Source organism: Pseudoalteromonas sp. US3C1004 (genome assembly GCF_048401065.1).
Taxonomy (GTDB): Bacteria; Pseudomonadota; Gammaproteobacteria; order Enterobacterales; family Alteromonadaceae; genus Pseudoalteromonas; species Pseudoalteromonas undina.
Genome location: NZ_CP183074.1, coordinates 234,835 through 260,412 on the forward strand (window position 1 = coordinate 234,835; position 25,578 = coordinate 260,412).

The window sequence follows — 25,578 nt, forward strand, 5'->3', positions numbered from 1 at the left end:
ATCTATTAACTATTGACTGCGTGTTGTGAAATGGCATGGGTGCGTTTTTTAAAGATAATCACGCTAATAAAAATTAAACTAATGGGCACAAGTGAAAGATAAAAAGCATGCTGGCCACTAAAGTGCTCAAATACATACCCGGTTATCACCGACCCTGTGGTGCCACCAAGTGCTGAAAACACAACGATTAACCCAGTCATTGCAGCATGTTGATGCTTTTGAAGCGCACTGAGCATGACTGAGTTGAGTACCGGATAAATGGGCGCCATAAAAAAGCCAATTAATGGCAAAACAAACGCCGCCAGAGGCGCATCAAATAAACTATTCACCTCGCTTTTAGGTAAGTTTTCCGTTAGTGGTAAGGTAATAATGATCAACGCAGCCATAGCAACTAAACAACAGCTAAGTACTACAAACCAATGAATATGCTTTAATACTTGGCCCGCCACTAAGCGCCCTAAAGCAAGAGCTGCGGCAAAAATACTCGCTAGTTGTATACTAATAGCTACTGGTAATTGCAAAACTTGATTATTAAATGTAGGCAACCAAGTCCCTACCCCTTGCTCGATTAACACATACAAAAATGCACTAATAATAAAAATCAGCACTAACGGTTGATAGGTAAGTTTGAGCATAGCAATAAAGTCATTCCAACCCGAGTTGCTTCTTTGACCTTTGATAGCAGGCTTTATTGGTGCTATCACAACACTAACAACCACCAAAAGCGTAAGCGCTGCTAATAGGTAATAAACATTCAACCACGCATTGCTATCAACAGGGTCTATAAATGCGGTGAATACCCAATAGCCACTTAATACACCCACCATAAAAATGCCTTCTATCGTGTTTAGTAATGATGAGTGACTATTTGCATCCTCAGTCACTTGGCCAATAATTGAATAAACCGACACCTTAACGACCGCAAAACCACAACCCACAGCAGCAAATAACACTTTAAACATGTAAAAGTCACTTATTACAGCCGTACTCAAACACGCTATAGCGACAACTATCAGTGCTAGCAGCATTGCAAGCTTGTAGCCTAAACGTGGTATAAATGAAGCAACAACAAATGACATTATTGCAATTGATAAGTCTTTAAACCCCTCTAAAACCGACGCTTCTGTTTTGCTTACTCCTAGTGTGTTTATAGCCTGCAAAATAACAGTGCCTACGCTATTTAATAGTATTGCGAAAATAAAATAGCTTGCAGCAATTGCCAGTGTGATTTTTATTTTACTCATTGCTTGCCTCGTTTATAGCTACATACGCCATAACTTTTATAAAAAGCAAATTACCAATAGGGGTAAATTACCGTGTGTGTTAGCCAGTGAGTCCAGAGTTTAGTGTAGAACAAATACCATTGCAATCGTTTGCATTTTAAATTTAACAATTAATATACATGCATACTAAGTTAACGTTTGCTTGACTGGCGAGTAATTAATTCTATATCAATAACTTGTGATTCGGCTTTTTCACCTGAAAACTGCTGTATTAACTTTTTAACTAACAAAGTCGCAGCAAATTGGGTGTTTTGTTTAATCGTAGAAAGAGAGGGATGGCTAATATCAGCCATGGCAATGTCATCAAATCCAACCAGTGCCACATCGTTGGGAATACTTACATAGCGCTCTTTCAGCGCTTTCATCGCCCCCAGTGCAACCATGTCACTACAGGCCATTATCGCGTCAAAATATAAACCTTTTTCACGTAATAACTGATTAATTGCTTGATACGCTGAGCGACTGGTAATATCAATGGATATAACATGCTGCTCAAGTTTATGAGTAGAAAGTGCAGCAGCGTAACCACGATGCCTTTCACTAATTTCACCATGCTCAGGATCGCCTAAAAATAAAATACTTTTAGCACCGTGTTCTATTAAATGAGCGGTCGCTTGCATTCCTCCTAAGTAGTTATCGCTGCCGACAATAGGATAATTGCTTTGTGTTTTTGGATCCCCCCATACAACTAAAGGAATACCCGCATCGGCAGCCGCTTCTATATTAGTTTGGCTTTTTCCTTGCCCCACAACAATAATACCGTCTGCTCGGCGGCCATTAATAAAGTAATTAGCCCAGTCATCTTGCGCCATAATAGAGTTAGATAACAACAACTCTAAACCCTGCTGATTAAGCGCAAGGTTAATTTCGCTCACTACCTTGAGTAAAAATGGATCGCTGATTGACTGCTCGGTTTGCTCATCAAGATTAATAATGACGGCAACAACATTGGTTTTTTGCGTACGTAAACGGCTAGCTGCCGTGTTAAGGCTAAAATTATGTTTTTTTGCAAGCTGCTGAAGCTTGTCGCGGGTTTCTTGTTTTATAAGCGGGTTATTATTCAGCGCGCGCGAAACCGTTGAGGTAGATACCCCTGCAAGCTTTGCTAAATCAGCTAATTTAATTTTTTTATTATTCATAAAACCCTAAACGCTCCACTTCGGCTGATGCTATATCTAACTTACTGACAATATAGCATTATTATTTTTTACTGGCTTGCCCATTAACTTAAAAGTTACGCTCTTGTGTAATTACGCTCAATAAAACAACAGCCCATATTAATAAATAATTTACAAATAAATATTGCAAACGTTTGCATTTATCTCTAGAGTTTCTATTTATACAGCTTGTTTACATTAAAATCTAATCAATCTCGCTGTAATACACACTGTTTAACACACTAAAAACGGGATCTCACACATGAAATTCAATAAAGCAAAAAGCATGCTAGCCTGTGCAATTACTTTAGCCCTAAGCACACACGCTGCTGTTGCAGCAGAACAAGCAAAAGAAAAAAAAGTTGAGCGAATTGTCGTTTCTGGTACCCCCGCAGGTGTTGGGATCAGAAAAATTGATGCCAGCTACGCAGTAACAAATATTGATTCATCACAAATTATAAAATTATCACCAAAAAGTACTGCTGACTTATTTAAAGCTGTTCCCGGTGTGTGGGTAGAAAGCTCTGGTGGTGAGTCTGGTGCCAACGTATTTGTACGTGGTTTTCCAGGAGGTGGTGATGCGCCATTTTTAACACTCAGTATTGAAGGCTCGCCAGTTTACCCTGCGCCTACTCTTTCATTTTTAGAAAACTCATCGTTATTTAGAATCGATGAAACGATTGAAACGATGGAAGCACTGCGTGGTGGTCCTAACCCTGTGCTATCCAATGGTCAGCCTGGTTTAACAACCAACTTTAGGTTAAAGCGTGGCAGTGAAGATACTCAAGGCTTATTTAAATACACCACTTCAGATTACGACTTACAACGGGTTGATGCTGTGCTAAGTGGTGAAATCACCGACGATCTATATTATATGGTGGGCGGCTATGTTAAAAGCTCACCGGGGATCCGTGATGCAGGGTTTACCTCAGAAAAAGGAAGCCAATTTACAATTAACATCACTAAAGAGTTAGACAATGGCGAGCTTAACTTTTATACCCGTCAAACAGACGATCACGGTGCTTGGTACTTACCCACCCCGTTAAACGTTGACGGTATTGACGCCCAGTATACTCAATTAGGCACACTTAACCGTCAAGCGACGATTTTTACCGGCCCAGATGCGCAAGCACACGATATTGACCTAGGTGATGGCCGAGGATGGGATGGCCATGTATCCGGCGGTAGCATTAAACTAGAATTTGATAATGGCTGGCAATTTATAGATCGTTTTAATATTACTAAAGGCGATGCCAATACATTTGGCCTAGTACCTAATGGTTCAGCAACGACAATTGGTGAAGTGGCTGACAATGGTCAAACGGCATTCGGTGCAGTGACTAACACCGAATATGCTAGTGACACCGCGATTCAGCAACTGGGTCGCTGGGTAGTATTAAAAGAAATAAGCTCGTTTACTAACGACTTAGCCTTTTCAAAGCAATTTGGCGATTTATCGGCCACTTTTGGTTATTACACCGCAAGCACATCTGCGAGCGATTGGTGGAGCTTAGGCAATACGGCGTATCACGTGCTGGAAGCCGGTGGTGAGTCATTAAATGGCATTGAATGTAACCAAAGCACTGACGGGTGTGGTTTTAATTACGATATTAGCTCAACAGGCGATGCACGCACCAATGCTTTTTACTTTACAGGCCAATACAAATTTGCAGATGCATTTACGCTTGATTTAGGTGTACGTAAAGAAAACCATGACGTGCAATACAGTGTTGATGAAGACCTTGACGGTATTATCACTAAAGCCGTTGATTACGATGAAAGTAAAACCTCATGGACAACCGGTCTAAACTATTCAATTAATGACGACATGGGCGTGTTTGCACGTGTTAACCGCGGTTATAAAATGCCATATTTTGATGACTTTAGAGATAACTTTGGCGCATACCAAGGGGGTGAAAAACTAATTAAAGAAGTAACGCAGGGCGAACTAGGTTACAAGCTTATTTCAGACTCTACCGACTTCTACGCCACCTTTTTTGTCAACGAAGTAAAAGGCGATACCTTTGTAAGTCGCCCGGGTGTACCGGCTGAAATTTTAACCAACGAAGCGTATGGTGTTGAACTTGATTACAATTTTAATCATGAATCTGGCTTTTCTGTTAATTTAAATACCACATTACAACAAACCGAAATCACTGAAAGCCCTGAAAATAAAGGTAACGACGCACAGCGCCAACCTAAATGGCAGGTACGTGTAACACCAAGCTATGACTTTGAAGTAGACGGCATGTATGCCACTTTATATGGTACCTTGTCAGCAGTGGATGACCGCTTTGGTAATAACGAAAACACCGTGACACTTGATGGCTACGAAAAAGTAGACTTAGGTTTAATTATTGAACCAATGGAAGGCATTAAACTGCAATTAGCCATAGATAACCTAACCGACGAGCAAGGTATCACTGAAGGCGACCCACGTAATGCCGACGCGCCCAATGGCCGTTACATTATGCCGCGTACAACACGCTTAAGCGTTAGTTACGAATTTTAATACACTCCCTAAGCAATAAATTAAAGTCGCTGTGTTTAATATACTGCGGCTTTTTTTATTATAGGTGTCAACCTATTAGCAAGCTCTCTATGCTCACTAACAGGTAAATGTATGCCCTCTTTATTGCAAGATTGTATCAGCGGATAACAATCTAAAAACACACACGTGTGACGATAGGCGACGGCTTTAAATTCAATAGATAATTGTTCAGCTTTTATACCTGCACCTGCGTAAATACTTTTATAACTTCCCACTTCATGAACCTTGGGCGGGCTTATAATGATAATCTTTGGTATTGTTTTACAATGATAAAAGGCTTTAATGGCTAAAATCAACTCCTCAAGCGCTTTGCTAATATCGATAGCAGACAGTGCAAAACGGGCTTTTAAATCATTGGTGCCAAGCGCAATAATAACAACATCAACGGTGTGCACTTCCAGGTAAGGTTTTAAATACTTTACGCCTGATTTATCGCCGCTAAATGGCGGGTTATTCACTAAGGTACGATTAGGCTGCCCAGCTTCAATAACGAGGTGCCCTGTACCCAACAGCTCTGCTAATATGCCCGGCCAGCGTTCATGCGCAGGCAGCCGCTTTCCATCAACGGGTGATGTACCAAAGGTATTGGAGTCGCCAAAACAAAGAATATTCATGTTTAAAACGGATTCAACGTATAGCCTTGTTGCTGTAACTGCGCATGCGCGGTCATCGCTGAAAGCGCCATTTGCACTCCAGGTATTAGTTGATCAGCCTCCACTTTCATATGCATTGCCGACTGCCCGCATATATATACCTGCGTGTTATTCGCAAGCAGCTGTTTAATTAAAGATTCGGTTTTGTTATCTTCTTCAAACCGTGCTTTATAAACGCTGTTTTGAAGTACATCAACACTGGCTCCACCGTGTACCACTAGCGCCAGCTGGATGTTTTCTGGTTTTACGCCGTGAGCCACATGCATATTGATAAAGCGCGCTAACGAATTAATATGATTATTTTGCGCGCCTTTTTCAGCGCCGTTACCAACATCAAAGGCAATTTTAAACTGCGCTTGGCTCAAATCAGATTTATGCTCGGGCACATTATAAAAATAACCAAAGTCTTTAATAACAGGCGCAGGCTCTGCTGCCAAACTACTAAAGCTAGTTAAAAGAAGGCTAAGACCTAAAAGTGATGTTTTCATAAGTTTCCATTTTATTGTTGGCTTAGCCTACCCTAACGCTATTTAAAGCAATTAACTAGCCTGAACATGTGAGTGCGCTATAAACGTCATCCCTAAATAATTGAATGTATGTTTAAACATATCGATAAATGCGTCTGGCGCAGAGGGAGATGCAGCATTAGACAACAGTGAAAACTGTTTTTGACGTAAAGTTCTAAGCTTCGGTTTTAACGCCTCATCATCCATGTAATCAGTAATTCTATCTATAAATGCTTTCATTTGTGGCGTGGTGTTATACCAATAAATAGGTGACGCAATTACCCAATGTTCGTAACGAAGTAACACTTCAAACAAATTATAAAAATCATCATTGTGATACTGCTTATCGTAGCGATAAGGTGAAATAACATAATCATCTAAGCAAAAAACAATGCCGCTTTGTTGCTTACTATAGGCATTAACTTGCGCGGTAGTATTGCCATTTTTACGTCCACTTGAATATATGATTGCGATATTGTGTGCTGATTTTTCTTGCATTGGGTTAGCTCCTTTTCTTATGATGGAGCAAAGCTTAAAACCTCAAGTTAAGTTCAGGTCAATAAGAAATAATTTAATTTTTAAAAGGAATTAAAGTGATGGCGGTACAAAAAAAGCTTACTGAAGCCAACTTAACGGTTGGGTTTGTCGCTAAACGCAGTGGCGTTAAGGTATCTACACTGCACTTTTACGAAAATAAAGGGCTAATACGCAGCTGGCGAAACAGTGGCAACCAACGACGCTTTAAACCTGATGTACTAAGGCGAGTCGCTGTTATAAAAGCAGCACAAGCGATGGGGATCACGCTCGAAGAAATTAAACAAACTCTAGCAACGTTACCAGAGCAACGCACGCCGACCCAAAAAGATTGGTCTGCACTTTCAAAGCAATGGCAAGAGAAACTTGATGAGCGTATTGCTTATATGCAACGTTTACGCGAACGGGTAGATGGGTGTATTGGCTGTGGGTGTTTATCAATGAGTAAGTGCCCTATTTATAACAAAGACGACCACTTAGGTGAAACCCAAAGTGGTGCCATTTTGTTAGAGCGAGATTAAGGCTTATAAAACCTTAATCTAGACCATTTAAGCCTTCTCGGGCAGCGCGATATAATGCCCCTAGAGTTGAATCAAATACCGATTTAATAAAACTGTAAGTCAGCTCTACGGCTTTACTAATAACTTTGCCAGCAAACACTAACATGTGCCCGAGTAAACCTAAGGTTTGTGTTGCAAATGAAGCTGACGCTTTGGCTATTTTATCAAGCGTTCGCGCGAGCATATCGTAAAAAGTTAAACCTGTACCTATGGCTGCTTGCGCCGCAACAGCACTGTAGTAGCCCGAATCTTTTAATAAGGTAACTAACGCAGCGCCAAGTTTATCTGCCCAATGCGAACTAAATGAAGCTTGATTTCTGTCTTCAAACTTCAAACGTACCGGCGTGCTTAAAAAGTGGTTTGCTTTTACAGTTAAATTACCCCAATCATTACTGTTTGCAGTATTAACATAGCCTGGCGTACCACTTAACTTGTGTGCTGCGCCTTTAAGGCCCTGACCATTATCAAGACGAATTTCTTGGCCATTGTAGGGCGCATGTGAAAATGGCCACAAAGGCACTTTTGTAACCGGATCAGCACCGTGTGTACAACGGTATATTTTATCTATACGTGAGGTAGCAGCGCGTGAAAAGTTATCAAGCCCCACTCTTGGCGAGCCGAACGTATATAATTTAACCGGCAACGAATACTCTGCTTTTATCCAATCGGCTGAAAGCGTAGCCAATGCACCACCTAAACTATGACCAACAATGTGCACACAGCCGGTCATTTTATCTCTTATATTTGCAGCAACGAACTCTTGTAGTGCAGGTTTCATACTATAAAAGGTTTTATTAAATCCAGCATGTACCATACTTCCGTTAGAGCCACCGCTTAACCCAAAATGTGCATCTGTTAGGCCATCTCTAAGTGAGGCCGTACCACGAATAGTGATTACTGAATCACCTTGAAATGAATTTTTACCGTGCGCAACAAGGCCAAACCCAGTACTTAAACCAAATAAATGAGAGAAAAACCCGCCTGACACACCTTGTATGGATCTATTATTGATAGAAAAATCAAACTGATCTCGCAAGGATGCATGCAATAGCCCATTTAATAGTTTTGTATTTTTTAATTCTTTAGCATCATAAGCAAGTGAAGCTAATTGGACTGCCTGAGTAGGTGTTAACGTATTCATTTTAAATCCTTTTATTGGTTTTAAACGTTAGAGCTTGCAGGTGGTAAAAACTGCAAATGTATGCTGCTTATTATCTTTAGCAGCTATATCAAATGTTTCTGGCTCATTTGCGATATCACAAACCAAATTACTTAAGTATTTGGTTAGCGTATCTTTATGCTCATAAGGAAATAGCCTAACAGCCCAAATAGTAACTTCCTTTGCATTCTCATCTAATGTGTATATGTGTTGTATAACAGATTCGTTGTCGAACATATTTGATGGCTTTGATGTTTTGATAACTTTTTTAGGGAAAGAGAAACGACCATCACTACTTGTTGTTACTTCATCAATATATTCATCGCCATAATTTAGTCTACGAAATACCTTTTTACCAGCAACAGGTTGCTCGTCAAAAAGCAAACGCCCTTCAACTGGAGCTGATAACACAAAATCTTCCTTACTAAAAAAACCAAACATATTTGCAAAAACCTGTGTTGTAGTAAATAAAATTAGAATAGCCACAACTACAATGAGTAATGGCAACTTAAACCGCTCCATCAAAAATATAATCTCCAATAAATCAAATGCATGCACCATATACCGTAAAGAAGTGCTCTGGCGCTTCTTCTATAGATATGTCGTATGTTTGTGGGTCTTTGGCAATATCACACTCTAAGTCAGCGAGTAAGCTTTTTAGGGGATCACTCCCATCGTGCATAGACACGGTTATGTACCAAAGAACAACGCCCTCAGGCGTACCATTTTCTAAATAAACATGTTGAACCAGTGATTCATTATCAAACATGTTTGCAGGCTTACTCGTTTTTATATATTTTTCTGTGAAGGTAAAAAAACCATTATCATCGGTTATTGCTTCATCTTTATATTCATCACCATAAGTAAGCGCACGTACAACCTTAGCATTTGCAACAGGCTGCCCTTTATCTAATAATTGCCCCTTCATCGGAGCCGATAAAACAAAATCCTGCTTATTAAAAATAACCAAATATATCTGCATAAGCCTGTGTTGTAGTAAAAATAATAGCAATAGATATAATTACCAAAATGTGAGCTTTAAAACGTGATAACAAAATATACAAGCTCCCAACTATTAAACTCAAAATACACGTGTCGTATTGCTATTTAATGACGTTTTAGACTCTTAACTATCAGCGTTAATGAAATTGCCCATTTCAACTAAAATTTATTCTAATTGGGTACAAAGCGCACTGCAAGCATTTAGAGCAAAAAACAAGCAATAAATCATTCCCTAAAAAAACAATTCATAAACCAGCTTACATATAATGCTAAACCCAAGTCCCATCATTAATATATAGCCATATAAAATAGCAATAGCGCCACCCGATGCATCCCCTATTTTGTCTATTTCAATACATGTAGAGCACACTATAAAAAAGATAAAAAAATTAGCAATTAAGCCTAATATATAAGCTTCGCCAAATAGTGGGGAAATGCCTACTAATATAGCACTTAGCATAATAAGGATACCTGAAAGCGCCTCCTTCAAAGAGAACTTGTACTCAATAATTTTGAGCACTAAGGTCACGACCATTAATGCTAAAAAATAAACCGTAGGTTTAAACTGGCTATACAAATAATCCACACTAAACATTTGGCTAATCGTCAATGAGGGCTCTTTAGCTGGGCTTAAATCTTCTGTTATCGCGCTTGAAGCGTCATCGGTAAAAAAATACGCAGCTGCAACAATAATTAACTTTATCATTCCAAAAAAGATAAAACTGGCGACCATAAAGCCTATTGAATCGTCTCTGGTCAATCGCTTGTTTGCTTTGCTTTCTACAATTTTAGCTAGCAATACACCCAATAAGCACACACTACCTAAATAAAGCAGCGCGACCCAAAACTTATCAAGATAAAAAACCGATAGGCCAGGGGCGATAAATAAAAACATTGAATCTTCATTATCTAACGAGCTTTTGGGCTTAACACTGTATTTTGACTGTTTAAAAAGTGCTAAATAAACAAATAATGGCTGTAAAAACAGCATTAAAATGCAGGTGTTTATAAGAGTCATTTATCATCCTTGATTACAGCCAACACACTGCGCCGAGAGTATTGGCAATTACGAAACTAATTAAAGGTTTATTTTTTGCAGGTAGGTTTTAAGCTTTAATAAGCCCGACTCAAGCTCAAATTTTTGTATTTTAGGGTTTTTAAACTTAAACCCGTTTGATATGTGAGTATTGATCATCGTCGCCATGCCTTCAAAACCCGCAGGCGCAGTTGCAACTAAATCGCTCAGTAATGGCTGAATAAGCTCTTGATGCTCTTCAATTTTGGTTGGATCCTCGTAAATATCGTATACAAGGTTGGTTAGTGTGTGTTGGTGTTGTTGTTCCATAATAATTCTATAGCGCCTTAACTTCGGCGTTTATAGCTCCTTTTTATTTCAATTAAATCTGTCATGCGAATATCAAAGTATCAATTTTACTAAAATTGCATTTTATTGTTCTGAGTCAATAAATATTCCTGCTTCTCGCATTTGTTTTTTTAATATAGCTTCTTTATTTTCTTTATAATTACTTTCATCTAAAAAGCGTTTCTGTTTAGCTGCGTTTTCAAAATCACCTAACTTTGTATATATCAAATATAGAGCTTCATGGGTTCTGATTACTCTCATTTTCTCTTCTTCAATACCTTGGTTTTCATTTAAGTATTGACTATATAAAGCAATTGATTTATTTAGATTTTTAGTAACAAAACGCCCAGACTCATATGCAAAAGCCAATGCTAAGATTCCATCAGGATCACCATTTTCAGCATGTAATTGAGCCTCCGTGATATAACGGCTTCCATCACTTGTATGTAAACCTATAACTTCTAGCGCCTGCCAATATCCCATTTCGTATGCTTTTTCGCACCATTTTTCAAGCTGTCTAGGCGCATACATCAGGCTTTTTTGGCATTGAAGTATCACTGTGTTTTTGGATAACTTAGGATCATTAATATCATGCTTTGGAAATAAAGTTCCAGCAAATGAGCCGGGACATAATATAAGTACAAAAAAAGTATAAATTAACTTTTTCACTACTATATACCTTTTACTATCGAGGTATTTTCAGGCAGGTGTACTTGATAAGATTTTACTGCAGTTTGAAATGGAAAACCTTCTCGTGAAAAATATTGCTTTTTAAGATTACCCTTTTCATCAGAATAACCCTCACAACTTCTTTGTGAGTAACAAGCAGTACCACCAATGAAGTCAATAAATCTAAGTTTTAGCGTGCCTTCCATTTTCACAAGTGTATCAAGACCTTCTTGATATTTAGTTGATCTAACAGCATGCCAACGATGCATAAAAGCAACAACGCGATTTTGATTAGTTTGATTTAAAATATTACTTATATTTTGAGCCCAAACCATATTTCTAATGGTGTGACTATTAAAACAATTACCTGCTAATGAATTATCATAATCACACGATTTATCAATAACCTCCATCTCATCCAAAGTCAAATCAAGTGCAATTATTTTTAAGCCTACTTCCCGAGCGGCTTTAACCAGCTCGCCATATGCTTTAGGAACTAAATAACCCCAAGCCCAATTATCATTAAAATATTGCTGAATTACATTAAACCCTTTACCTGTTCGTTGATAAAACTCTATTTTTTCTTGCATAGAACGAGGTAACATTTCAATTGCAAAATGGGTAAAGCCAGCTGTTTTAAGTTGCCTAAGTGCTTTTATAGCTTCATATTTGTAGATTGCGGGATTGTGGCTTGATTCGCCTAACATAACTAAACGCGCATTGCCCGCCATTGTTCTGTAATTTACATCCGTGTTTATTTTATTCATTACCTATCCTTGATCTTTATTTAAATTTTCAAAACACCATTTATAAAATTCAATAGCGTCATTATTCTCAGAGCTGTAAGGAACAACTGCATATTCATAACTCATTGCAAATAAAAGCGCTTTTGCAGTGAAGTTACATTCTTCACTTTTTGAATAACATTCCTTTACTCCACGCCATAATGGCATTGCGCGGCTAACATACTCGTCACCACAATTTCTCTATGTTCCTTTATATTTCAATTAAGTAAGCAAAGCTATGCAGCCTTACTTTTTCTTCTTCTTATCTCCTTTAGCCATCTCTTTTTCAACAGCGGCCCGAGCGTCTTCTATATCCTTAAAAAAATTATATTGATATTTTATTAAGCCTTGGTATTTATTTCCCTTAATTAAATAAAAAGACAGCAGCATAAAGGCTATATTAGCAACTGTAGCTATATGATAACCACTTCCCTCTAAAATCATAAATGATGGTAAGCAAATCAAAGCTAAAAATAGAGCATAGTATTTCAATATCTTTGCACATAGAAAAGAGCCTTGACTAACTTTAAAGTTAAAAAAGCAAAACATAATTCCAACGGAAAACAAAATGCCCAACAGCCACTCTGGACTTGTATCAAAGTACTGTGTTAACAATGTCATGCCTGAATAAACCGTTCCCAAAAGTAAGATGATTGTTACTAATAAGAACCTACGTAAAAGCTTCCATGGGGCGAATAATAAAAACACCTCATCGTTTTTAAACACTATAAACTTCCCAACAAGCAAAGAAGTATAAATATTAATACAGGGGCTACTTTAAAAAGCAGTTGAGGAAAATAGCTTGCTTGACCCCATGTAACAAAATACCTATCTTCTTTTGGTAATTCTGACACGACTCGCAGGTAAACAATCATATATGTTATTGAGCCAATCAGCCAAAGTGCTACACCACCTAATTGAGATAATGCAACAGAATATAGCGAAGCAGGAAATGGCAATAAAAACGAGATTACATATACAAGTGCATAAAATTCCACTTTATTTTTTTGCTTATCACTAAAAAACAAATCATTCCCTCTATATTAGCTCGCTTAGATAAGCGCATCGACTTACATATTTCATTACAACTTTAATCTTATAGTTATCTCTGCGTGTTGAGTGTGGTTACTCAAAACTGCGTAAACACATACATCAATACAAAACACCTTTCGAGCTTAAGCAACTTATCTTCAACTCAGCCTCTGCGAAAATTGAGGGTTGACCTGTAGAATGCTCATCACTATACAAAATACACGCCGAACGAAACGCTATATAAAGTGGTAGTACTTTGTTTACTAAACTGCAAAATTAGAATAGGTGTCTAGTCTATTCATTCAATGATTTATTCTTAATCAAAATTTCTTTTTTAGCTAACTCTAACAAATCAACAGCTCGTTCTTTATCATAAGCTAAAGGGCTGTGGTCAATAACATATTGTGCATGCTCATTTACTGCAAGCCAATTCTGCTGCGATTCATATAAGTTTGCTAACTTAAAGTGCGCAGCCGCAACTAACGAATTTGGCAATTCTGCATCTAATGCTAAAAATTCTTTGTAAAGGGCAATAGCATAATTAATATCTTGCTCCACAAACATACCACTGCCATATAACCAAGCTAAAGTTGAATAAGCTTTTGGCTCTTTTGCCGCAACCCGCTTTTTGGCCTCCTCTAATAATCGAGTTCCATCTCCATTATGGAGGCTTAGTGTAACCAGTGCCTTCCAGTATCCCATTTCATAAGCTTTTTCACACCACTCTTCAAGATACTCAGGCGCGTTAATTAAACTTTTATGGCACTGCTCTGCGGCAGCTAATACAGTCAAATCTGGAGCATTTATATCTATTGAATTATCCCATCGAGGGCCAGCGGCATTACTAATTAAGCTAAAAGTAAACAGTGCACTAATTAATAAATACTTTGTCACATGACTGCCAAGTGAAAAGCTATATACGCGTGGAAAACTCACAAATTACTTTCTTTCAAAGATGTTTCGGCCTCATCTCGCCATCTCTGTGCGAGTTCCCTACGACCCTCTCTTTTTGCATTATTAATTACATATTGAGTATGAGTTATTACTTCATCCCACATACCCAGCTTTCTATAAATTGTGGCTAACTCAAAATGTGTAGAAGTTTTAAGTGTAATTGCTTGATTATTTTCTTGATCTAAATAAAGCTGGTATAAGCGTGCAGCTTTACTTAAATCTTTTTTAACTAAACGGCCGCTTTGGTATAACCAAGCTAATGTGTTAATAGCATTAGCTTCACCTTGTTCAATTCGAGTATTTAATTCATCTAAATAACGAGAACCATCCCCAGTATACATACCAATATAATACAAGGACTCCAAGTAACCCATTTCGTAAGCTTTTTCACACCATTCTTCTAATTTGTTAGGTGCATGCATATAGCTTTTTTCGCATTGCTTAGCTGCAATTTCAACGGTTAAGTTCGGATCATTAATATCAATATTCGGAAACATGGATGCTTTAGTATCCATAGAGGCAAAAAAACTAATTGCTAACACAAGTGTCACTAGTGCTTTTACCATTGGAATGACCCATCATTATTAATACGTTTTTCTGGTAGGTGGACTTGAAATGATTTAACCGTACTTTCATACGGAAAACCCTCTTTGTAGAAGTATTGTCCTTTCAAAGTCTCTTGTTGGCTAGACATGCCCTTACACGGCCTGTCGCTGTAACAAGATAAGCCACCAATAAAATCAATAAAACGAACTTTTTGAATACCGTGCTCTTTAATTAAAGAATCAATACCTATTTGATACTTTAAATTTTTAACTGCGTGCCATCGACTCATAAAAGCAACAATTTTATTCTGCTTAGATCTCTTGAGGATTGTAGCTAAATTGTAAGCCCAAAGATCGTTTCTAAACGTATGCGCATCAAAACATTCCCCAGTCACGGCTTTTTTCGATGGGCATACACTATCCATTACTTCCATCGTTTCTACAGAAACATCCAATGCAACTATCTTCATTCCTGCATTGCGTGCCGCCTTTACCAGCTCACCATAGGCTTGAGGAGTAAAATCACCATGTGTCCAATATTTATCAAAATATTGCTGTATTATGTTAAAGCCTTTACCTGTTCGTTGATACTGTTCAATTTTTTCCTGCATCGAGCTAGGCAGCATTTCTATAGCAAAATGTGTAAAACCCGCAGCCTTTAACTGCCTAATCGCTTTTATAGCCTCATATTTATAGCCAGCAGCACTATGGCTCGATTCGCCTAACATAACTAAACGCGCATTGCCCGCCATTGTTCTGTAATTTACATCCGTGTTTATTTTATTCATTACCTATCCTTGTTTTTTATTTAAATTTTCAAAACACCATCTATAAAATTCAATAGCGTTATTATTCTCAGAGCTGTAAGGAGCAACTGCATATTCATAACTCATTGCAAATAAAAGCTCTTGTGCAGTGAAGTTACACACTTCACTTTTTGAATAACATTCCTTAACTCCACGCCATAATAACATTGCGCGACTTACATACTCCTCACCCCATTTTTCTTTAAATTGCTTGCTGGGGTTATTTTTTAGCGTAAATGAAGCGACGTCTTGAAGTGTTAAGTGGATCGTATTTATATACATCATGATAAAAATTAGCTATTTAGTGACTTGTTCAAAGTTCAATAACTTGCATACCATCAAAATAACCATCAGGTGCTTCCTCAAGTTTCAAAATTGGCATTACTGTACGGTATTCAAAACTCCCACCATAAGGTAGTAACAAACTACAGTTAGTTGATTCAAGTAAAATTGCCTTCTCATTGCTATCTACAAAACTTTTTATACCTTCGGGAATTTTACGCGTAAACACTTTGATACTGTGAATATGCTCGTTAATCAGTCCAGTCCAACGCTCACGATTTCCATATTTAGAATGATCATAGGGTATTTTTTCCATGTCTTCATTTGAGCCTTGCTGAATACCCTCCTTATAAGCAAACCAGACAAGTATTGAATCTTTAACATTGTTAGTTTCAAACCCAATAATGTCGCCATTCTCTAAATGAATATATAAACAACTCCCAACATATGTGAATATATCTTTATCCTGAATATCGTTCTTTTCTTTGTACTTTCGGATCCCAAACTCCAAATAAGGTCTTGTTAAATTTATCACCTTATTATTTTTTAGGGAATTTACTATGTCTTTTTCAAGGGTTAACCCATTTAAAAAATCACTCATTATAAACCTAATTTTAAGTATGTTATTTAATCAACCAAGACGGAATATAATTATTTCCAATAGTGAGCTGATAACCATATAGCTTTTTTGCTAGTACAGCCATTGCTGTGAGTGGAATTGAAATAGCGCCTCTTCTATCCCCCTTTCTTGCATGTGAACTGTAGTACTCTTTATGGAGTAATAATGCTTTTTGCATTTCCTCATTGTACTCTTGCTCGCCATTTTCACTAAATATAGCCATCAGTATTGAAGGAATTGGCCACTCTATACGGCTTGCATATAAATAATCCTCATCATTAGGGTAATCATTAGGGTTACTAGCTACTAATGCTTTTTCTAATGCCCCCGCTAAATCAGAACCTGACGTAAATACTGTTTTTAATAACTCCACCAGGGCAAAATTAAAGGGAGTTAAAGATGCTCCCGACTCTGCATTTTCTAAAATAGAGATATCGATAGATTTTAAATACTCGATTCCTTCCCAATCAAAGCTACGTGCCAAAATACTCAAATAAAAAGTTGTAAGCCAAGTTTGATAATTCGTATTAATATAGTCGCGCCGACCCACAACCATTACGTGGTCATCTATAATTCGAAATGGAAAGGCATTACCAGAGCGTTCATTACTTTCAAATATACCCATGCCTAAAGATTGAGCTCGCAATAAACAGCCCCACGTCCTGTTTTCATTCGGCTCAATCAGTGCAGCTATAGGCAGTAAATCTTCACAATTTCGCTTAAATAACTTTGGCACTTCTGTAAATGGGTTTCGTTGAATATCTGGCCAATGGTCTTCGTGGCTGTCGTTTTCTGCAAGCATGTCTGTATGGTCTAGGTGTTCATAAGTAAAGTGACTCTCAATCATTTTTATGCCTTCGTAATACTATAAATGTAAATTTAGCGTTTCCTTTAATATTAGCAGTAAATTACTTATAAAAGTCATAACTGCACTTCATATATAATCAAACTACTTTATTTATACTCAGCAGGTTTGCCATCAATAATCCACTGCGGGATATAGCCATTTTCTACGGTTAAATCATACCCTTTTACATCTTTGGCCAGTACCGCCATTGCTGTTAGAGGGATTGAAATAGCGCCTGCACGATTTTGATCTCGATCAGCGTTACTATAATATTCTTGATGAAGTAATAGCGCTTTTTTCATGTTTTCATTATAAACATGCTCCCCCTCATCACTAAAAATAGCCATAATAATATCTACTAAGGGCCAATCTAAACGGCTAGCGTATAAATAAGCAAAATCTTCGTAATCATCGGGATTGCTAGCAACTAATGCTTTTTCGATTGCTGAGGCTAAATTTGCACCTGGCGTAAATACCGCTTTAAGTAAATCGACAAATGCGTAGTCAAATGACCGATTTTGTTCACCTAAACTAGCCTCTGCAAAAACGCTATTATCAATCGTTATTAAAAAATCAATCGCTTTTTTATTACGCAATATAATAGCGCTATATAAAGCAGGCAACCATACTTCAACCTTAGTTGAGAAATCATCAGCCTCACCTATAACCTCTATAAAGTCATTATCGTAAGCGACTATAAATGGTTGACCTACACTTGCGTTACTCTGAAATGCTGCTAACGCCATTTGCTGTCCGCGTGTTAAATAAAGCCATGCGTTTTTGCTATTTGGATTCTCTACCGCCTCTAAAGGAAAAGCCCTAATGAGGTTTCGCTTAAATTCTTCATAAAAAGACATACCGCCGCCTGCTTTTATAAGAAAGAGGCTATCCTCGTCATCTTCAATATATTCCTCAACCATATCATCATAAGAAACTTGGCCATAACTATAGTGACTTTTTATCATTTTTTACCCTTTAAACTTTTACTTTAAACTTTGTAACTTCAATAGTTTTCTTCATTCCACTGTCATTGGCTTTTTGCTTAACCCCAATATACTTAATTACAGGAGCTTTAGGCGGACTTAGCTTAGCATTTACTCTAGAATATTTTTGCGCTTTTTGAATCGCTCTCAAGCTCTCTTTACACTCTTTTATTTGCTTAGTTAACTCCTCTTTCCCAACTTGACCATAGGCAGGGTTCTTTTTAGGATTTTGAAGTTTTTCTAATTTTTCAGTGTAATTGTTAATAACAGATTGCATATACTCAGTACTTCCCTGTTGTGCTCTTTTTTTATCTGCCATACGGCTGCCCCAATCAGACGCGCCCCCCTTAGCCTCTACAATAATAACCTCTGGAATAAACTCTGGAGGCTTTCCTTTAATCAAGTAAACTTGGTCAAACTGCCCTTGTTTACCATCACCTGGGAGGTTTGATTCTAAGGGAATTGCATTAGGATATTCATGCATTATATACGCTTTAGCCGCTGCTTCCCCTAGTTTCTCACTTGCATCACGCATGTCGCTTCGTGCATTCTTAAGTGCTTGTTCTCGCTCTGAGCCTTCTTCCATATCCAGCGCTTCGTTTCGAGCTTTTACAGCCTTATCACGCTTATCAGCACACTTTTTTAATTTTTCTTTATCTGCAAGAGTTAATTGCTCATGGTCTAAAGTAAGCTTTTCATCTACATCATGAGGAATATCAATTTTATCACTGGCTTCTACTAATGCGCCGTTTTCATAGCGTAACTTCACTGATTGTTTTTTATCTTTTCGCGAAACAATTACATTACCTTTGTGATTAGTGTAAACATTGTAATTATCTTTATCGGGAGACTTGAGCTTGCTTACTAGTAATATTGCATCTTGCTCACTATTTGGTTTAGCTTTGTGAATTGCTTTTGGCTCAGATGCTTTATTAATTAGTTGATATTCTTTGGCTATGTCATTCAAAGATTCATCTACAATGTCATGAGGTGCTCCAACTATGACCTCTTGCGGGTCAGCAATTTTTGGTAAGCCATCAGCACCATACATAAATTGTAGATCTTTGACAAATATACTTTTCTCTTCGAAAATTTCATATATACGCTCTAATTCATCTAAAGATTTTTGAGATAAAACAGCTGCAAGATTATCTTTTGCAAATCCTTGTGCTTCATTATCTTGTATAGTTTCTTTGGTAATATCACGCCCATTAAATAACATGCGCTCTTGAATACCACCTTGAATAATACTCCCGTCTGGAGTAATCGTACTTCCAAATTCAGGTATTGTTACAACGGGCAACCCTAACGCTTTAATTTCTTCTAAAATACTCGCTTCTTGCTTAATATCCTCAATAGTCGCAGGGTTCATATTTGTAGAGTTACGTTTTGGAATAAGCAGTACTTCTTCATCATCTATAGCTAAGGCCTCTTTATAACCACCCGCCCCTAACTTATTATCTAAAACACTAGGGGGTATCCATCTAATTGGTGTTGAAGGAGTTGTTAATGACCCTAGATGTTCTTTAATATCTTTTGGCGTCAAATTTCCATCGTAAGCGGATTGCAATAATTTATCAGATAATTCACTACTAATAGTTCCTGAAGCAACACTTATTTCAAGCGCTTCTTTTAAGCTCTTTTCACCCTCTTCACACATTAACCCAAACGGATCCACCCAGTTAACCGGGTTTGGCGCATATTGATAATGGTTAATCCCGCCCACTAAACCAATCGGGTCTTGATTTATAAAGCGTTGCTGTTTGGGGCTGTAATAACGGTAGCGGTTGTAATGTAGGCCGCTCTCTTCATCTAAATACTGACCTTGAAAACGAATTGGCTGAGTAAAGCTATTTTCTTTACTAAAGTCGGCTTCAAGCTCTTCATAACCATACACATCGGCTTGATTTTCCCATACTACTTCTGCTTTATTATTGGTTACAAAGCGTGGGGTATTCAGTTGGTCTAGGTGATAGTAATACACCTCACCTTGTTTAATTAGCGCTACTGGGTGGAATTGATTTGGCAGGTTGATATACCAGGTATATTCACCATGTTGGTATTCACCGATTAACTGGTCGTTATCCCAAATGTAATCAATTTTGCCCTGCTCGGTGTGCTTGGCTATACGACGACCTAATGGGTCGTAGTCGTATTGAGTAAGCGTGCCGTTGTTATTAAAGCAACTTAGCTGATTAAATGCATTGTATTCGCGGCGGGTTTTTATACCTTTACCGGTTTCGCGTATTTGGTTACCAAATTCATCATAATGAAAGTCGCTATCGCCAAAGTGGGTTAAACGGTCTGCATCAGTGATGCCTGTAATAACATCATCATTATTACTTAAATCACTAGCAAGTGTTGTTGTACTTGAATCTTTATAATCACTATGAATTACATTACGTGTGCTTTCTGACTGGGTGCTTTCAACATTATTGACAGTATCGCTAGCATCACTTGGTTTAGCATTTTGTTGCTCGGTTAATTCATCATTTTTAACCGTTGACTGGATAACTGGATTACCAAAGCTATCCCACTGGTATTGGGTAGTTTTTGTGTTCTCACCACTTGCTAGATTTTGCTGAATTAACTGGCCTAGGCTGTTGTACTCAAAATTAATGTTATGACTACTAACCCCTTGCTCTTTACGCGCAATAAGTTGGTTGATGCTGTCGTAGTTGTACGTACAGGTATCGAATAACGCTTGCGCAGGATGGGTTAACTGCTGCTGTGTTAAGCGGTTAAATACATCAAACTGTTGGGTAAGGGTTACATCATTACCAAACTTTTGCGTTTGAATATTACCTTGGCTATCGTAGCTAAGCGCTGCAAGTTCAACAGCAGTGCTATTGGCTTGCTGTAAGTGAATAGCACTTAGCTGGCCGAATTTATTGTAGCTGTATTTAAGCGTACTTGAATCTGGCAAGGTCAGTGATTGCCTTCTGCCGTAGTCGTCGTAACTGTATTTTAAAGTGTGCGCTTGTTGCTGATTATGTACTTGCTCAGCACACAGTAACCGCCCGCCTTTATCAAACTGCTGCTTTAAGGTTGATTGTGCATTGTGCGCACGAGTAATTTTACCTTGCAGGTTATAGTTGTAGTAATTGGCGTTATTAACGATGTGAGTATCGGTTGCCAAACTTGCATGCTGCGCAATCACGCGGCCTAATTTATCACGCTCTATTTTTACATGGCGTTTATCACTTTGTGTAACCGAGGTTAAGCGGTTGCAAGCATCGTATTTATATTGCTGTAGCGTACCGTCAAACCCAGTTACTTGCGTTGGGTTTTCGTTTGCGTCATAACTTATGCGGTATATATGGCCGTCGCTGCGCTCAATGGCAGTTAGGTTGCGCTCTTTATCGTAAGTTAAATGCAGTGCACTGCCATCGGGCTGAATAACACAATGTGGCTGGCTTAGCCCTTCAAAGTGTTGCTCGGTAGTATCACCCTTACTGTTTTGCGAGCTAATTAACCGCCCTGCATCATCGTAACTAAAATGTTGATGCTGTTTGTTCTCGGGGTCTTTTTCGTCAAAGGCAATAGTTTGCGCAAGCTGGCCGTGCTCATTGTATTTATATTGAGTCAGCAAACCTGCGTTATTAATGGTGGCATTTACACGGCCTAAACTGTCGTAGCTATAACGAATAAGCTCATCGTTATGGTGTTTGGCTAAAAGCTCGCCTTGCTCGTTCCATACAAATTTAGTGACTTGACCATCTTTATTTATGTGTTGGGTTAGCTGGCCAAATTTGTCATAGCTGTAAAGTACGGTGCGACCGTCGCCAAAGGTTTCACTTTGCAGTAAACCCGCTACGCTGTATTTTCGGGTAATGGTTTGGCCATCAGGCAAGGTGGTTAATACACGCTGACCCAATTGGTTGTAAGCAAATTTTGTGACACTGCCATCTGGCTGCGTTATTGATTCTAACTGGCCATAAGGGGTATAACTGTATTTTATTTCACTACTATCTGGCTTTATTTCCGTTATTTTTTGACCTTGTGCGTTATAGCCGTATTGCCACACATTACCATTAGGGTCGGTGTGCTTAACTAACTTACCTTGCGCGTTATGTACAAAGTGTTCTTTATGCCCACGCGAGTCTATACAGGTTGTTTCACCAGCGTCTAAATTATATTCAAACTGATATGTATAGGTGTTGTTATCGCCCCATTGTTTTATACATTTAGCACTCGATGAGTAACTGTCCCATTCAAAATGATGGCTAAAACCACTGGCACGAGTACGCTTAGTTAATAAGTTAGCGGCGTTATAGCCATAATGCTCTGTTTCACCTTGCTGATTGGTCGCGCGAACGAGGTTTTTGTTTTCATCATAATCATATTGCGCAAGTAACGGCGTAAGTAATACTGGCTTGTTGTTATCATCTGTACGGTAAGCCGAAATGTTTGCCAGCAACCCTTGCGGGTTATATTTTAAAATACAGCCACGCGCTTTATTTACCTCAACGCGATGCAAGCGCTCTTTCGCATCGTAATAAAAACCAATACTTTGGCCTTTTTCATTAATAACTTTTTCGAGCAACCATGAGTTTTCGCCGGCTTTAAACGTAAGGTGTTGATCATCTGGGGTTACCAATACTTGCTTACCATTAGTTTGGTAATGCAACGCCAAATTACTGCTTAACTGATAGCTCGATTGCCCCGGTTTTACTTTTTCAAAGCGGTGTTTAGCGCCATGCTCATCTTGGTATTCTAACCAGTAGGTGCCCTTTTGTTTTGGGCCTACTTTAGGTGGCGGTAAATAGTGCTCAGTTAACTGCACCATAAAATCATGTCGCCAACCATTACCCATCACACTGCATACATCCGCATGCGATGAGCGGTATAGGCGTCGCCAAATTAATTGTTTGCTGCCTGCTAGGGTGAAATCAATAAGCGGCAAGATTTCTTCACCCGAAAGCATAGAAACCGGATCAGAGCGGCACTCTTGTTTGGTGATAGGTTCTTCACTTGGGGTATTATTACTTGCACCGCCACTGTTTTTAGCCGGCGCTTGAGAGGCACTTTTACCTGAGGCTGTTGAACTGCTCTTACTATTTGCCTTTTTACCTGCTGCGCCGCTATTGGTGTTATCGCTTACCTGAATAGCCGATTTAACTTTTTGATGATAGCAACTAATAGTACCTGCAACCAAAGCTTGGGTTAATACACTCGCGGTTTCACGGGCTGACGCACCGCGCGAACAGTTTATTCCTGCAAGGTTAAGCAAGTTAATAACGTCTAAACGTTTAGCTGCGTCGCTAGTAAGCGCACTGCCTACTTGCGCAATTTGATTTTTGGCACTTTCCGGCGTGTTAGCTGCTACAGCAACAAAGCCCGACGGCGCAGAACCTTTACCTGCAACGAGGCAAATTGGGTAACTTATTCCCTGTAAAACAACGGTATTACTTTGCATTAGCTGTGTACTTCCTCACTTATCCATAAGTATGATGCTGCACCTTGATGCTTAGCTTGCTCCTGTGAAAGCATTAATGCATGACTAAAATGCTCAACAATTGCAGGGCTTGTGGTTAATTGGTACAAATTAACCAACCCTTCTAGTGCGCCTATTTTCCCTAATTTATAATTGGGTAGTTCGTAATATGTGTGCTCATCAATTAAGCTAGTAAGTAGCTGTAAATTGTTTAGCCAACTATCATCATCTACCCCATTTCCTGGTGCAAAAATTAAATCAATCTTATTCTCTGTTTGTTCAGCTAATCGCGTAAGCATACCTGCTAGCTGATTATGTTTGCTAAAATCAATTGATGCTGCAATTTCATGGCTTACCTGCGACCACCCATAAGGCACCATTTCAACTAGAGCCAACGCGCCACCTACACCTTGATAAACAAACTGCTGCTGTTTATTTGCTTTAAAGGTTGCATCTAAAGCAATTACATTAAATTTTTGCCATTTTTTTTCACCAGCCAAAGCTATAGCAGAGTGCGCGGCTGTTGCACCATGAAAAATAAGCTCATTGCTATGAGCGGGGTATAACTGTTGTAAGCTCTGAGTTAATAACTGTTTTAGCTCATCTTTAAATGATAACGCTGGAAGTAACCAAATCATCGGCAATGTGCTGTCTGTGACTTCTGCCATTAATTCTTTAGATTTAATTATGCAATCGTAAACACAGGCATCCCAAGACTGCCATTGCAGTTCATTAAAAACAGCACTGTTATCGTCAAATAATAATGCATCTACGCTGCTAATATTTGGGGCAGAAAAGCATACCATCTCTATTGAAAATGCACTCATGATACCACCTCGTCCTGAGCTTTATTGGCAGCGAGGTGTTGATAATAGCGATATAAGTTAAACACCCCTTGGCTATAGCTATCCATGGCTGATAAATAAATGGCATTAGGCACTTCATCAAGAGGGTGTCCTGCAATCAATCGTAAACTCGACATGGCGGTTTCATATTTAGGCCAGTTATGTTTTAACTGCTGCTGAAAATCTATTAACGCGTTTTCATCGCCTTGCCAAGCAAGTCGTTGAATATCGTATTCCACTAGCTGATCGAGTTTATCACCTAACATGCGCCTTATTAGCGCAATAATTAACGCGGGTTGCTCTACCTGTTGTAATAAAGAATTGGCTAAAACAATCAGTTTTACAAAACCGCTTTGTAATAAAATATGCAGTGTTTGATCAACCGATAAGGTATTACTGGCATGATTGCTTAAGCTGTTTACTTGCTCAAAATTTAATGACAACAAAAATAACGACATTATGGGGGATAGGTGGGCTTGCTCAGTTAGTGCATCAAAAATAGCCGTTAATATCTGTATATCCTGGTGCTGCGCAAGGCTGGTAATTTGATTTATAGTGACCAGGGTTTGCGGGGGAATTTCATCATCAGCACTGTAAGCAAAAAACAAGGTGTTTAAATTTAATAGCCGAATTAAGTTAAAGCTATGCTGTTGAATAACCACTTTATTTATAATGATTTTAAAAAAAGCACTCAGCGCTGGCTGATTAAGCAGTTCATTTATAAATATAATATTTTTATTTTGTGGCAAGTTTGCCATGACTTCAACACATGCTTGGGCAACTAATTCATCGTTTTTAGTGTTAGTTATTATTTCGACTAGTTGCTCAGTGGTGGGCAATTCAAAATTATTTTTTTGATTATTGTTTTTTGCGTTTACCCAGCAGCTTTCTAATAGGGTTTTTCTTAAATAACGAACATGACCTACACACGTAAACGGGCACAATTGAGCGTTACTAATTTGTAGTAATTGTGCTTGATGATCACTTAAATAGGTCGCTAGCAAAG

27 protein-coding genes and 1 pseudogene are annotated in these 25,578 nt (G+C 38.4%); 2 read left to right on the top strand and 26 right to left on the bottom strand.

Annotated features, from left to right (window positions below):
• Positions 1-5: 5 nt before the first annotated feature.
• Positions 6-1,244 carry an MFS transporter gene (locus tag ACNSN3_RS16425; RefSeq protein WP_138594315.1) on the bottom strand — a complete coding sequence of 413 codons (1,239 nt, stop codon included), beginning with the start codon at positions 1,242-1,244 and terminating at the stop codon, positions 6-8.
• 170 nt (positions 1,245-1,414) lie between these two features.
• On the bottom strand, positions 1,415-2,422 hold the full coding sequence (locus ACNSN3_RS16430) for a LacI family DNA-binding transcriptional regulator (RefSeq protein ID WP_138594317.1): 1,008 nt from the start codon (positions 2,420-2,422) through the stop codon (positions 1,415-1,417).
• 280 nt (positions 2,423-2,702) lie between these two features.
• Between ACNSN3_RS16430 and ACNSN3_RS16435 the strand changes: the two genes are divergently transcribed.
• Positions 2,703-4,952, top strand: a complete 2,250-nt coding sequence (locus tag ACNSN3_RS16435) for a TonB-dependent receptor (RefSeq protein WP_418609671.1) — start codon at positions 2,703-2,705, stop codon at positions 4,950-4,952.
• Between the two features lie 35 nt (positions 4,953-4,987).
• Here the strand turns inward: ACNSN3_RS16435 and ACNSN3_RS16440 are convergent, their stop codons facing one another.
• From ACNSN3_RS16440 to ACNSN3_RS16450, 3 genes are read right to left on the bottom strand one after another with little or no spacing between them, the layout of a single operon-like run.
• Positions 4,988-5,605 (bottom strand): GDSL-type esterase/lipase family protein, encoded by a 618-nt coding sequence (locus ACNSN3_RS16440; protein ID WP_075170020.1) that lies wholly within the window; start codon positions 5,603-5,605, stop codon positions 4,988-4,990.
• A gap of 2 nt (positions 5,606-5,607) precedes the next feature.
• Positions 5,608-6,132, bottom strand: a complete 525-nt coding sequence (locus ACNSN3_RS16445; RefSeq protein ID WP_418609673.1) for a DsrE family protein — start codon at positions 6,130-6,132, stop codon at positions 5,608-5,610.
• A gap of 51 nt (positions 6,133-6,183) precedes the next feature.
• Positions 6,184-6,648: a flavodoxin family protein gene (locus tag ACNSN3_RS16450; protein WP_138594325.1), complete on the bottom strand. Its 465-nt coding sequence runs from the start codon at positions 6,646-6,648 to the stop codon at positions 6,184-6,186.
• 98 nt (positions 6,649-6,746) lie between these two features.
• Here ACNSN3_RS16450 and soxR point away from each other — a divergent pair, with 98 nt between their 5' ends.
• Positions 6,747-7,205 (top strand): redox-sensitive transcriptional activator SoxR, encoded by a 459-nt coding sequence (gene soxR, locus ACNSN3_RS16455; RefSeq protein WP_055011513.1) that lies wholly within the window; start codon positions 6,747-6,749, stop codon positions 7,203-7,205.
• Between the two features lie 13 nt (positions 7,206-7,218).
• On the opposite strand, the gene ACNSN3_RS16460 is transcribed toward soxR, so the two are convergent.
• From ACNSN3_RS16460 to ACNSN3_RS16560, 21 genes and pseudogenes are all read right to left on the bottom strand, one after another.
• Positions 7,219-8,385, bottom strand: a complete 1,167-nt coding sequence (locus ACNSN3_RS16460; protein ID WP_054201374.1) for a lipase family protein — start codon at positions 8,383-8,385, stop codon at positions 7,219-7,221.
• A 27-nt stretch (positions 8,386-8,412) separates the two neighbouring features.
• Positions 8,413-8,910, bottom strand: a complete 498-nt coding sequence (locus tag ACNSN3_RS16465) for a DUF6795 domain-containing protein (protein WP_306295544.1) — start codon at positions 8,908-8,910, stop codon at positions 8,413-8,415.
• A gap of 37 nt (positions 8,911-8,947) precedes the next feature.
• Complete coding sequence (locus ACNSN3_RS16470) at positions 8,948-9,331, bottom strand: DUF6795 domain-containing protein (protein WP_418609676.1); 384 nt, start codon at positions 9,329-9,331, stop codon at positions 8,948-8,950.
• A gap of 306 nt (positions 9,332-9,637) precedes the next feature.
• Positions 9,638-10,423, bottom strand: a complete 786-nt coding sequence (locus tag ACNSN3_RS16475) for a hypothetical protein (RefSeq protein WP_418609678.1) — start codon at positions 10,421-10,423, stop codon at positions 9,638-9,640.
• 60 nt (positions 10,424-10,483) lie between these two features.
• The gene (locus ACNSN3_RS16480) at positions 10,484-10,750 is read right to left on the bottom strand and encodes a hypothetical protein (RefSeq protein WP_054201377.1); all 267 of its coding nucleotides are present in this window, start codon (positions 10,748-10,750) and stop codon (positions 10,484-10,486) included.
• A 102-nt stretch (positions 10,751-10,852) separates the two neighbouring features.
• Positions 10,853-11,437 (bottom strand): hypothetical protein, encoded by a 585-nt coding sequence (locus ACNSN3_RS16485; RefSeq protein ID WP_418609680.1) that lies wholly within the window; start codon positions 11,435-11,437, stop codon positions 10,853-10,855.
• Positions 11,438-11,439: 2 nt separating this feature from the next.
• Positions 11,440-12,204, bottom strand: coding sequence for a ChaN family lipoprotein (locus ACNSN3_RS16490; protein WP_028834225.1), 765 nt, complete (start codon positions 12,202-12,204; stop codon positions 11,440-11,442).
• 3 nt (positions 12,205-12,207) lie between these two features.
• Positions 12,208-12,390 (bottom strand): hypothetical protein, encoded by a 183-nt coding sequence (locus ACNSN3_RS16495; RefSeq protein WP_418609682.1) that lies wholly within the window; start codon positions 12,388-12,390, stop codon positions 12,208-12,210.
• A 78-nt stretch (positions 12,391-12,468) separates the two neighbouring features.
• Positions 12,469-12,948: a hypothetical protein gene (locus tag ACNSN3_RS16500; protein ID WP_418609684.1), complete on the bottom strand. Its 480-nt coding sequence runs from the start codon at positions 12,946-12,948 to the stop codon at positions 12,469-12,471.
• Positions 12,948-13,250 (bottom strand): hypothetical protein, encoded by a 303-nt coding sequence (locus ACNSN3_RS16505; protein WP_010389349.1) that lies wholly within the window; start codon positions 13,248-13,250, stop codon positions 12,948-12,950. Before ACNSN3_RS16505 ends, ACNSN3_RS16500 begins: the two co-directional genes overlap by 1 nt.
• 90 nt (positions 13,251-13,340) lie before the next feature.
• A pseudogene (locus ACNSN3_RS16510) lies at positions 13,341-13,405 on the bottom strand (Mobile element protein); the annotation flags it as partial.
• A gap of 143 nt (positions 13,406-13,548) precedes the next feature.
• Positions 13,549-14,046 (bottom strand): hypothetical protein, encoded by a 498-nt coding sequence (locus ACNSN3_RS16515; RefSeq protein WP_418609686.1) that lies wholly within the window; start codon positions 14,044-14,046, stop codon positions 13,549-13,551.
• 140 nt (positions 14,047-14,186) lie between these two features.
• Entirely contained in the window at positions 14,187-14,774 is a 588-nt protein-coding gene (locus tag ACNSN3_RS16520) for a hypothetical protein (protein ID WP_418609688.1), read from the bottom strand.
• Positions 14,768-15,541 (bottom strand): ChaN family lipoprotein, encoded by a 774-nt coding sequence (locus ACNSN3_RS16525; RefSeq protein ID WP_418609690.1) that lies wholly within the window; start codon positions 15,539-15,541, stop codon positions 14,768-14,770. Before ACNSN3_RS16525 ends, ACNSN3_RS16520 begins: the two co-directional genes overlap by 7 nt.
• 3 nt (positions 15,542-15,544) lie before the next feature.
• Positions 15,545-15,844, bottom strand: coding sequence for a hypothetical protein (locus tag ACNSN3_RS16530; RefSeq protein ID WP_418609692.1), 300 nt, complete (start codon positions 15,842-15,844; stop codon positions 15,545-15,547).
• 28 nt (positions 15,845-15,872) lie between these two features.
• On the bottom strand, positions 15,873-16,442 hold the full coding sequence (locus ACNSN3_RS16535; protein ID WP_418609694.1) for a hypothetical protein: 570 nt from the start codon (positions 16,440-16,442) through the stop codon (positions 15,873-15,875).
• A gap of 22 nt (positions 16,443-16,464) precedes the next feature.
• Positions 16,465-17,307: an immunity 49 family protein gene (locus ACNSN3_RS16540; RefSeq protein ID WP_418609697.1), complete on the bottom strand. Its 843-nt coding sequence runs from the start codon at positions 17,305-17,307 to the stop codon at positions 16,465-16,467.
• A 107-nt stretch (positions 17,308-17,414) separates the two neighbouring features.
• Entirely contained in the window at positions 17,415-18,272 is an 858-nt protein-coding gene (locus ACNSN3_RS16545) for an immunity 49 family protein (RefSeq protein ID WP_418609700.1), read from the bottom strand.
• Positions 18,273-18,282: 10 nt separating this feature from the next.
• On the bottom strand, positions 18,283-23,709 hold the full coding sequence (locus ACNSN3_RS16550) for an RHS repeat-associated core domain-containing protein (RefSeq protein ID WP_418609701.1): 5,427 nt from the start codon (positions 23,707-23,709) through the stop codon (positions 18,283-18,285).
• The gene (locus tag ACNSN3_RS16555; protein WP_418609705.1) at positions 23,709-24,554 is read right to left on the bottom strand and encodes a hypothetical protein; all 846 of its coding nucleotides are present in this window, start codon (positions 24,552-24,554) and stop codon (positions 23,709-23,711) included. The genes ACNSN3_RS16550 and ACNSN3_RS16555 overlap by 1 nt, the downstream gene beginning before the upstream one ends.
• The gene (locus tag ACNSN3_RS16560) at positions 24,551-25,576 is read right to left on the bottom strand and encodes a hypothetical protein (protein WP_418609707.1); all 1,026 of its coding nucleotides are present in this window, start codon (positions 25,574-25,576) and stop codon (positions 24,551-24,553) included. The genes ACNSN3_RS16555 and ACNSN3_RS16560 overlap by 4 nt, the downstream gene beginning before the upstream one ends.
• Positions 25,577-25,578 lie beyond the last annotated feature (2 nt).